This is a genomic window from Luteitalea sp. (genome assembly GCF_044337415.1).
Taxonomy (GTDB): domain Bacteria; phylum Acidobacteriota; class Vicinamibacteria; order Vicinamibacterales; family Vicinamibacteraceae; genus Luteitalea.
Genome location: NZ_JBIINP010000241.1, coordinates 1 through 5,650, shown reverse-complemented (window position 1 = coordinate 5,650; position 5,650 = coordinate 1). Strand labels below are relative to the sequence as shown.

Sequence of the window (5,650 nt, the reverse complement as noted above, 5' to 3'; positions counted from 1 at the left end):
GCCTCGGCGCTCGACGTGAAGGAAGGCAGCGTGCGCGTGCTGCTGTCGCGCGCTCGGCACAAGCTCGCTGCCGCGCTCGGTGTGAGTCGGTGAGGAGGATGTGATGCACGACGATCCCTGCCCGCGCGAGTCCGAGGTGCTGCGTGCCGTGGAGGAGGGCCTCTGGCCTGCCGACCTGCGCAGCCACGCCACGGCCTGCGAGGCCTGCCGCGAGGTCGAGGCCGTCGCCTCGGCGCTACGCGAGGTGGTCGACGCCGAGGCAGCCCTGCCACTGCCGGCGGCCGGCGACGTGTGGTGGCGCGCGGCATGGCTGGCACGGCGCGAGGCCCGTGAACGCGCCCTGAAGCCGATCGACACCCTCGAGCGCTCTGAACCCATCGTCGCCATCGTCGCCATCGTGGCCGTGCTCGTCATGCGCGGCGACCTGGTGCTGCAGACGATGGCGCGATGGCTGTCGCTCGACGGCGGCGGACAGGCGCTCGCGGCAGTGATGCCCGCCGCCATCCTCCCGTTCCTGCTGATCGGCCTCGCCCTCGGCGGCGTGGTGATCCTCGTCGGCCTCGGCGCGGTGATGGCCAGCGACTGAACGAGCCGGGTACCGGGTACCGGGTTCGGCGGCGCTCCCCGGCCCCCGTAGCCGGCGCGCGTGCGCGACGGTAGGATCGGGGGCGATGCTCCGCTACCTGCCGCACTCACTCCTGGCCTCGCTCGTCCTGTCGCTCTGTTCGCTGACGCTGCTCGCGCAGCCGGCCACGGCGCCGACGCCGCCGGCTACCACGGCGAAGGACACCCACAAGAAGGCTGAGCACCTCATCCCGATGCGCGACGGCGTGCGCCTGCACACCGCCGTCTACACGCCGAAGACGTGCCCGCCCGGCGGCGCCCCCATCCTGCTGCAGCGGACGCCGTACAGCGTCGGGTCGTATGGCCTCGACGCCTATCCGCCCAGCGTCGGCCCCACTCGCGAGTACGCCAGCGAGCCGTGGATCGTCGCCTACCAGGACGTGCGCGGGCGCTACCTGTCGGAGGGCGAATGGGAGGAAGTGCGGCCGTACGTCCCGAACAAGACAGGTACGCAGACCGACGAGTCGTCGGATACCTGGGACACGGTCGACTGGCTGGTGAAGCAGGTGCCGTGCAACAACGGCAAGGTCGGCATGTGGGGCATCTCGTACCCGGGCTTCTACGCGCTCGCGGCGCTCATCGACGCGCACCCGGCGCTCAAGGCCGTGTCGCCGCAGGCGCCGGTCACCGACTACTACCTCGGCGACGACTCGTATCACAACGGCGCCTTCTTGCTGGCGCACAACTTCTCGTTCTACGTCGAGTTCCCGCCGCGCGGGCCGAAGCCGCGCCGGCCGGAACGTGACGCGCCGTTCGACTACGGCACGCGCGACGGCTACCGCTTCTACCTCGAGGCGGGCTCGCTGATGGACATGAGCCGCAAGTACGGCCTCGACAAGAACCCGTACTGGATGCAGAACCACGAGCACACGACCTACGACGCGTTCTGGAAGGCGCGCTCGATCTGGCGGCACTTCAGGAACGTGACGCCGGATGTGCTGGTGGTCGGAGGGTGGTACGACGCGGAGGATCTCGCGGGCCCGCTGCGCGTGTTCCGGACGCTCCGGGAGCAGAGCCCGCAGACGCGCGCGTCGCTCGTGATGGGCCCGTGGACCCACGGCGCCTGGGCCCGCAGCGACGGCACGCGCACAGGGCAGATGGAGTTCGGCCAGCCGACAGGCGCGCACTACCGCACGCAGATCGAGCACCGCTTCTTCTCACGAACGCTGCGCGGGGCCGACGTCCCTGCCGTGCCGCCCGTCACGATTTTCGAGACCGGTGCGAACCGGTGGCGCACGTTCGACACCTGGCCGCTCGACGGCTCCGGTCAGAAGGGGCCAGCGCTGCCGATCCGTCGCCAGGCCTACTACCTGGGACAGGGACGCGCACTCGCCACGAACGCACCGGCATCGACCGACGGGGCCGACGAGTACGTCAGCGACCCCGCCAACCCGGTGCCGCTGGTCGGCGAGCCAGCCATCGGCATGCCGCGCGACTACATGGCGTCGGACCAGGCCTTCGCGGCCAAGCGCCCGGACGTGCTGGTGTACCGCAGCCCGGTTCTCACCGAGGACGTGACCGTGCTCGGTCCGATCGGCGTCGACCTGCGCGTGGCGACGACGGGGACGGACTCCGACTTCGTGGTCAAGGTGCTCGACGAGGCCGGCGAGGGCGATCCGCAAGCGGGCAAGCAGATCCTCGTGCGCGGCGAGCCGTTCCGCGGCAAGTTCCGGAAGTCGTTCGAGGCGCCCGAGCCGTTCGTGCCCGGCCAGCCGGACCACATCCGCTTCGACCTGCCCGACGTGGCCCACACGTTCCGCAAGGGCCACCGCATCGTGGTGCACGTGCAGGGCTCGTGGTTCCCGCTCGTGGACCGCAACCCGCAGACGTTCACCGACATCCCGACCGCGAAGCCGGAGCAGTTCGTGAAGGCCACGCACCGCGTCTACCGCGGCTCACACGTGACGCTGCCGGTGGTGCGGTAATTCGAAATTCGACATTCGAAATTCTCGGCGGCTCGGCCTTCGGCCTTCGCTCGCGCGTCATCCCTGATCGTGGCGATGGGCCGGAGGCCCTCGCCCGAGAATTTCAACTGTCAAATTTCAAATTGCACGCGACAGCTCGTCGTAGAGGTACGCGGCCGCCAGCACGCCGTTGTGGAAGTTGCCGAGGTCGAGCCACTCGTTCGGCGCGTGCGCGTTCTCTCCCGGCAGGCCGATGCCGAAGAGCACGCTCGGCAACCCGAGCACTTCCTGGAACGTCGACACGACCGGAATGGACCCGCCCTCGCGCACGAACACCGGCGTGCGCCCGAAGCCCTTCTCGATCGCCCGGCCCGCCGCCTGCACCCACGCGTTGTCGAAGCCCGTGGTCCAGGGCTTGCCGCCGTGCATGTGCGTCACCGTGACCTCGACGGTCTTCGGCGCCAGCTTCTTGATGTAGTCCTCGAACAGCTTGCCGATCACCGCCGGGTCCTGGTTCGGCACGAGGCGCATGCTGACCTTCGCCATCGCCTTGGCCGGAATCACCGTCTTGGCGCCTTCGCCGGTGAAGCCGGCGAGCAGCCCGTTGACCTCGAAGGTCGGGCGCGCCCACTTGCGCTCGAGCGTCGAGTACCCGGTCTCGCCGAACGGCTTGGGCAGGCCGATCTCCTTGGCCCAGCGCTTCTCGTTGAACGGCAGGCGCGAGAACTCCTTCTTCTCGGCCTCGGTCACGTCGACGACGGCGTCGTAGAAGCCAGGAATCTTGATCTTCCCGCTCTTGTCCTTCATCTGCGCCAGCAGCTGCGTGAGCACGATCGCCGGGTTCGCGACGGCGCCGCCGTACGAGCCCGAGTGCAGGTCGGTGCTGCTGCCGCGCACGTCGATCTGGAAGTACGCCAGTCCGCGCAGGCCGTAGCAGATCGACGGCACGTCGCGGTCGAACATCGGCGAGTCGGAGATGACGACGACGTCGGCCTTCAGCATCTCCTTGTTGGCGGCGATGAAGTTGTCGAGGTTGACGCTGCCGACCTCCTCCTCGCCCTCGAGGATCACCTTCACGTTGATCGGGAGCGTGCCGGACTGCAGCAGCGTCGCCTCGATCGCCTTGAGGTGCATGAAGATCTGGCCCTTGTCGTCGGCCGACCCGCGCGCGTAGATGGCGCCCTCGCGCACCGTCGCCTCGAAGGGCGGCGACTCCCACAGGTCGATCGGGTCCACCGGCTGCACGTCGTAATGCCCGTAGAACAGCATCGTCGGCGCGCCGGGGGCGCCGAGCCACTCGGCGTAGACGATCGGGTGCCCGGGCGTCTCGTGCAGGGCGGCGTTCTTCAGGCCGATGCGTTGCAGTTCGCTGACGCACCACTCGGCGCAGCGCCGCACGTCCGGCGCGTGGTCGGGCAGGGCGCTGATGCTCGGGATCGCGAGGAAGCCCTTGAGCTGCTGGATGTAGTCGTCGCGGTGCGTCTGGATGTGGTCGAGGATCTTGTTCATGGGGTGAGACCAGGGTAGGGCCGGGTGTCCCACCCGGCCGTGAATGGCAGCGGCGCGGTGGGACACCGCGCCCTACCTGTGTGCTGCGGCGGTCTTCCTACGTCTCGATGGGGAGTTCCAGCCTGTCGCCCCATTCCTTCCACGAGCCCACGTAGTTGCGGACGCGCGGGTACCCGAGCAGGCGCAGGGCCAGGTAGCCGTGCGCGGCGCGGTATCCACCCTGGCAGTACGTGAGCACTTCCTTGTCGGGCGTGACGCCGAGCGGCTCGTACATGGCGCGCAATTCGTCGCTGCTCTTGAAGGAGCCGTCTGGCCTGAGGTTGGTGGTCCACTCCACCTGAACGGCCCCGGGAATCCTGCCGCCGCGCGCCGACCGCACGAGCGTGCCCTGGTACTCGCCGTCGGACCTGGTGTCGAGGATGGCCACGTCAGTGGCCTTCAGGCGATCCCACACGTGGCGGTACGAGGCGACGCGCTCCTCGACCGGCGTGCCGGTCCAGGTCGAGGCCACGGGGGCAACGGGCTCGGTGCTGACCGGATGCCCGCCGGCCTGCCAGGCCCCGAAGCCGCCATCGAGCTGCTGGGTGCGGGGATGGCCGAAGAACTCGAGCGCCCAGAACGCCCGCGCGGCGCGCATGCCCGACTTCTCGTCGTACACGATCACCCGCCGCCCGGCCTCCACGCCGCGCGAGGCCAGCAGGTGCTCGAGAATCCAGAGAAACGCGCGCAGCGGCGCGGGATCGGTGTCGATCAGGCTCACGCCGAACAGGTCCAGGTGCACGGCGCCGGGCAGGTGTCCGGCCGCCCACGCGTCCGCCGGGCGCAGGTCGAGGAGGAGTGGCGTGTCGCCGGCCGCGAGTTGCGCCGCCAACGCGTCAGGGGTGATCAGGAGCTGGGGGTTGGCGTACCCCTTCGGGTTGTCCACCATGGCAGCCATTGTACGAGCCGGCCCGGTCCGGCCGGCAATCGGCTTGGAGCGCGGGCCGGCGGGGCGTAGGATGCGTCTGGCGGCCCTTTCCGCCAGGTGCCCATGACCGACCGACTCCGGACCCAGGACGACGTGCCTGTGGGCCGGTTGCGAGGCTTCCGTCCGCGTGTGCGGTCGATCGACTCGCACGCCGATCCCTCGTCGCCGCTCAACCTCGACAAGCTGATTCACGAGCGGCTCCGGCTCGCCATCGTGAGCGCCCTGGCCGTCCAGGACAAGCTGTCGTTCAACGACCTCAAGTCGCTGTTACGCACGACCGACGGCAACCTGAGCGTCCACGCGCGCAAGCTCGAGGACGCCGGCTACATCAGCTGCACCAAGACCTTCGAGGGACGCCTGCCGCGCAGCGAGTACTCGCTCACGCGCGCCGGCCGCGTGGCGCTCGAGCGCTACCTCGGACACATGGAAGCGCTGATCACCGTGACCCGCGCCGGCAGCCCGAAGCCGACCGAAGATCCGAAGCTGCCGTAGAGCGGGGGCTGGGGGCTCGGGGCTCGGTCTCGGCATTCCCGGCATCGCGGCATCGCGGCATTACCAGGGAGCGAACAGTTCAGGCGACTGAATTGCTGAGCGTTCCGATGCCGTCGATCGCGATCGCCACCTGGTCGCCGCTGGCCAGCGTGAA

At 69.5% G+C, this 5,650-nt stretch carries 5 protein-coding genes; 3 read left to right on the top strand and 2 right to left on the bottom strand.

Annotated elements, in window-relative coordinates; genetic code table 11:
• The first annotated feature begins 103 nt into the window (after window positions 1–103).
• A complete protein-coding gene (locus ACIRDX_RS20005; protein WP_396627202.1) occupies window positions 104–586 on the top strand; it encodes a hypothetical protein in 483 nt (160 codons plus the stop codon).
• 85 nt (window positions 587–671) lie between these two features.
• Complete coding sequence (locus tag ACIRDX_RS20000) at window positions 672–2,549, top strand: CocE/NonD family hydrolase (protein WP_396627201.1); 1,878 nt, start codon at window positions 672–674, stop codon at window positions 2,547–2,549.
• A 117-nt stretch (window positions 2,550–2,666) separates the two neighbouring features.
• Here the strand turns inward: ACIRDX_RS20000 and ACIRDX_RS19995 are convergent, their stop codons facing one another.
• Entirely contained in the window at window positions 2,667–4,037 is a 1,371-nt protein-coding gene (locus ACIRDX_RS19995; RefSeq protein WP_396627200.1) for a dipeptidase, read from the bottom strand.
• A gap of 97 nt (window positions 4,038–4,134) precedes the next feature.
• Window positions 4,135–4,965, bottom strand: a complete 831-nt coding sequence (locus tag ACIRDX_RS19990) for a sulfurtransferase (protein WP_396627199.1) — start codon at window positions 4,963–4,965, stop codon at window positions 4,135–4,137.
• 102 nt (window positions 4,966–5,067) lie between these two features.
• On the opposite strand from ACIRDX_RS19990, the gene ACIRDX_RS19985 reads away from it, so the two are divergent.
• Window positions 5,068–5,496, top strand: coding sequence for a winged helix-turn-helix domain-containing protein (locus tag ACIRDX_RS19985; RefSeq protein WP_396627198.1), 429 nt, complete (start codon window positions 5,068–5,070; stop codon window positions 5,494–5,496).
• Window positions 5,497–5,650: the final 154 nt, after the last annotated feature.

Bases quoted from the DNA above. Each gene is read 5' to 3' on its own strand.
- ACIRDX_RS20005 (WP_396627202.1), top strand. From the start codon at position 104: ATGCACGACGATCCCTGCCCGCGCGAGTCCGAGGTGCTGCGTGCCGTG.
- ACIRDX_RS20000 (WP_396627201.1), top strand. From the start codon at position 672: ATGCTCCGCTACCTGCCGCACTCACTCCTGGCCTCGCTCGTCCTGTCG.
- ACIRDX_RS19995 (WP_396627200.1), bottom strand. From the start codon at position 4,037: ATGAACAAGATCCTCGACCACATCCAGACGCACCGCGACGACTACATC.
- ACIRDX_RS19990 (WP_396627199.1), bottom strand. From the start codon at position 4,965: ATGGTGGACAACCCGAAGGGGTACGCCAACCCCCAGCTCCTGATCACC.
- ACIRDX_RS19985 (WP_396627198.1), top strand. From the start codon at position 5,068: ATGACCGACCGACTCCGGACCCAGGACGACGTGCCTGTGGGCCGGTTG.